Origin of the sequence: Stieleria sedimenti (genome assembly GCF_025060895.1) — a bacterium.
Taxonomy (GTDB): domain Bacteria; phylum Planctomycetota; class Planctomycetia; order Pirellulales; family Pirellulaceae; genus Stieleria; species Stieleria sedimenti.
The window spans coordinates 1-3113 of the sequence record NZ_JANZKV010000123.1; the positions used below are offsets into that span (position 1 = coordinate 1).

The 3113-nt window shown below is 52.7% G+C and carries 3 protein-coding genes; all 3 read left to right on the plus strand.

Features of this window, described 5'->3' with window-relative positions:
- The first annotated feature begins 399 nt into the window (after positions 1-399).
- Positions 400-1482: a TlpA family protein disulfide reductase gene (locus tag NZK35_RS16680; protein ID WP_259633668.1), complete on the plus strand. Its 1083-nt coding sequence runs from the start codon at positions 400-402 to the stop codon at positions 1480-1482.
- Between the two features lie 104 nt (positions 1483-1586).
- Positions 1587-2384, plus strand: coding sequence for a hypothetical protein (locus tag NZK35_RS16685; RefSeq protein ID WP_259633669.1), 798 nt, complete (start codon positions 1587-1589; stop codon positions 2382-2384).
- Between the two features lie 89 nt (positions 2385-2473).
- The gene (locus NZK35_RS16690; RefSeq protein WP_259633670.1) at positions 2474-3007 is read left to right on the plus strand and encodes a hypothetical protein; all 534 of its coding nucleotides are present in this window, start codon (positions 2474-2476) and stop codon (positions 3005-3007) included.
- Positions 3008-3113: the final 106 nt, after the last annotated feature.

Genomic DNA, 3113 nt, shown 5'->3' on the forward strand with positions numbered 1-3113 from the left:
CCGTCGCTCCGGGCTTCATCCCGACTCCACAATGAAATCGGTACAGCAAGGGGAGTGAAATTCCCCTCGGCGATTCCGATCGAGTACATTGGCAGCGAGCGGCGATGGCTCATGCCGTCGTGGCCGGACGCGTGAACCAGGTGGTGCACCGCAGTCGGCGAGTTGAGTTTGTTTTTGAGTTCTGGTCCATCGCGCCGACGCGGTGACCACCGCCGTTATGCCAACAGGTCTTACATGCGCCGAATATCATCATTTCTCATTCCTTTCATTGCCTTTGTCATTGGATGCTCAAGCGGCACAGAATCGCCCAATTCGAGAACCGAGTCTGCGACGCGCAAAGGCAATGCGGAGGGCACTGCTGTTTCAGCGGGCAATTCTGCTGTAGCTCGAGCGTCTGCGTTGGACAAGCTGATTGCAGAGCACGAGTCCGCCCACACGGAGCTCATCAATGCAGTACGGCTTGCCGCAAGTAACGCGGAGGCTTCTGGAGTGGCACGTGAGGCCTATTCAACGCAGGATTTTCCTCGACAGTTTCTCGACTTCGCCGTCGCGGAAGATGACGAAGCGTCACTGGATTCCTGCCGCTACCTTATCAACAAGTTTCATATTTCAAAACTGAGGTTCGACGCGATCGATCACGTGACCCGCTATCACTTCAACAAGACCGGTATCGACGAATTCTTCATGGCACTTGTTCACCATTACGCCCTTGAGCCTGCTGCTGATGTATGCCTTAAGGCTGGCATGAAGGCACCTCGCACAGCGACGCGCGCTCATGCCACCTACCAGTTGGCGCTACTGAACTTGCAGCGGCGAGACTGGTGCCTAGATAGCTTAGAAGAGCGACAGAATTATGTGCAATCGCTTGGCAAGGATACTATCGACCATCTTTTGAGCGACGCTGGAGCGGATGAGATTGCTGACTTGCTTGAAAAGGTAATCACCGAGTATCCAGACGAACGCTATTTTGATTACTCGATTAGCAAGCGCGCGGAACAAAGCTTGTTCACACTCAGAAACCTCGAAGTGGGATGTGAGGCTCCCGCAGTTGTAGGAAAGGACTCAGCGGGCCAGGAGTTGAGGTTGCAGGATCAGAAAGGGAACGTTGTCGTGGTGTGCTTTTGGGCGCACTGGTGTGGGGTCTGCATGGAATCGCTACCGCAGGAAACGGCGTTTGTGTCCTCAATGAAGGACCGACCGTTCGTCTGGCTTGGCGTGAACGGTGATGACGACATCGAACTACTGCGTGAGGCAGAGTCGTCCGGCAAAGTGAATTTCCACAGTTGGCATGATGGAAAGGGAGGAGCGATTGCATCACGTTGGAATATATGGGGGTTTCCCAGTCTGTTTGTGATCGATCAATCAGGCATCATTCGATACAAGTCTCGCGGACATGTGGATCTTGAAATTGTCTTTCCGATTATCGAAGACTTGGTTACTTCCGTCGAGTCAGAACGTTCCAAAGGCATAACAAATCGATGAACGCGGAGTGGCCGACAGCGCGTTTACAAATGGAAGATCAACCGCGGCCACCCGGTTATCGCAATCGTTCGCCTTACCAGCGGTCTTAACACCTGCGTATCGACATGAACCGCAACTACGTCCGTTTCTCGATCGGTTTCATGCTGTTCGTTTGCCTTTGCGTCGCGGGCTTTCTAGCTGGCAACCGTTTTGGTTATCGAGAAGGATACGCGTCTGGTTTAGCGAAGCGCCAGGCTGAAGATCCGTATCCAAAGGTATACGAAGTCGGTGACCTCCTTCGATCCATCAGCGAGGATGCCGAAGCCACTGCAGGTCAACTTGAATATGGTTCCTTAATGGCAGCCATTGAGACGTCTGTGTTTCCCAGCGAATGGGAAGCTCTCGGCGGCGAATGTTGCATGGGAGTGTTTCCCCAGATCGAAACAATATACGTCAACGCGACGTCCGGTGTTCACGCCGGAATCGGAACCTTCCTCGATGATCTTTCATCAGTGAGACTCGCGGTTGCTGAGTCACAAGCGGAACGACGAGAAATGCAACGCCGACGAGAGGAGTGGATCGCCAGTATTTTGCAGCCGGTATCCGAGAAGCTCAGTGAAGAATTGACGCTTATCGACGATGATTTCGAGCTTCTCGGTATTTGGGATGTTCAAAGAACTATTTCAGACGGATCGGTTGAGTCGGTACAATGGGATTTTGTTGATGCGGACACTGTCCAGGTCCCTGCATCAGATGGTGCAAACAAATCGACGCCCGTGTGGTACTTTGCAGCTGCTGGGTCGGTCGTAGTTGCTGGTAAGCCGTACATTGCCGCAGAAACAAAAGGAGATACGCTCGTCTTGATACCGAGCAACGAGCCACGTAGCTTTATGGTTGCTACTCGAGCGAATGGCGAACCATGACATGAACCGAAGTGACGGAGTCAGGGTTTCTGAAGTGGTAAGTCTTTCGCCGTCACTCGGTTATGTCAACCGTTCGCCCACCCAGATAGATGCATCTCAAACTGATCGCTAGCGTTCCGAGCAAACGGTGGGACCCATGTCGGGAACTTTCTGCGGACGGACGCGGTGGCTGGGTGTTTTCTCAGGTCAACGTCGACCGCGTAATCTCCGGCTATCGCGACTACTACATGCTCTTCGGTCTTGGTGTTCTAGCCGTAAATGCAATGCCAGGCGATTACGTTGAACAAACCAAACTCACCGCACGCATGGACAATGAAGTAATCGGTACGGACGTTCTAACGTGGAAACATCCAAATCCGATGTGGGGAATTCACGATGGGGACGCCATCTTTGAATGGGCGCAGATGATCGAGATGGAACCTAAATGCGATGGGATGATTTCTGTTTCAATTGATGCGAAGATCAAGTCTCAGGACGACTGGCTGACCGTAGATGGCAACGCATACTGCAGAATCACGAAGGTGCCAGAATGCAAAGCTGAGACCCGCTTTGTCCCGTCGTTCTGGTTTACAATCAAGAACGCGTTTCGCAAGCCGTTTTGGCCCAACGGAACCGAGAGCTAAAACGGGGCGAACCAAGCGATGAACCGAAGTCGCGGAGCCGTCGTTTTTGACAATGGAAAATCAATCGCCGCGACTCGGTTATCGCCAACGTTGAACTTAATCGGCA

Bases quoted from the DNA above. Each gene is read 5' to 3' on its own strand.
- NZK35_RS16690 (WP_259633670.1), top strand. From the start codon at position 2,474: ATGCATCTCAAACTGATCGCTAGCGTTCCGAGCAAACGGTGGGACCCA.
- NZK35_RS16685 (WP_259633669.1), top strand. From the start codon at position 1,587: ATGAACCGCAACTACGTCCGTTTCTCGATCGGTTTCATGCTGTTCGTT.